Origin of the sequence: Streptomyces sp. NRRL B-1140 (assembly GCF_001280065.1) — a bacterium.
Lineage (GTDB): Bacteria > Actinomycetota > Actinomycetes > Streptomycetales > Streptomycetaceae > Streptomyces.
In genome coordinates this window covers 1-420 of the sequence record NZ_LGEA01000006.1, presented here as the reverse complement: position 1 = coordinate 420, position 420 = coordinate 1, and the positions used below count along the sequence as shown (strand labels likewise).

General features: G+C 69.3%; 1 protein-coding gene. It reads right to left on the bottom strand.

Features of this window, described 5'->3' with window-relative positions:
• On the bottom strand, positions 1 to 420 hold a 420-nt coding region (locus ADK65_RS02930; protein WP_324614236.1), incomplete at both ends, for a glycoside hydrolase family 48 protein.

Genomic DNA, 420 nt, shown 5'->3' with positions numbered 1-420 from the left:
GACGATCAGCGTCTCGACCGAGTGGTAGGGGATGCCCTCGGGAGAGAAGTAGCCGTTCGCCGGGTTGGTGATCTTCCCGTAGAGCTCCAGGAAACGGGCCTCGTAGTCCTTGGTCGCGGCGAGCTGGGTGACGGTGACCGAGGCCTTGGCGTGGCCCGCGGCCGTCGACTCGAACACGGCAGAGCCGGCACCGGAGCTGTCAGCGGTGACGGTCACCTTCTGCGCGGTGTTCCAGTTCTGCGGGGTGAAGGTCAGCGAGGCGCCGCCCGTGACCGACAGCCCCGAGTTGCCGCTCGCGCGGGCCGAGGTCACCGTCACGCCGGCGGTGGGCTGCTTGGACAGCTTCACCTCGTAGGTGCCCGACTTGCCCGACTGGACGCCCAGTTGGAGCGGCGAGGCGACGACGGTCGGGCCGGAGGA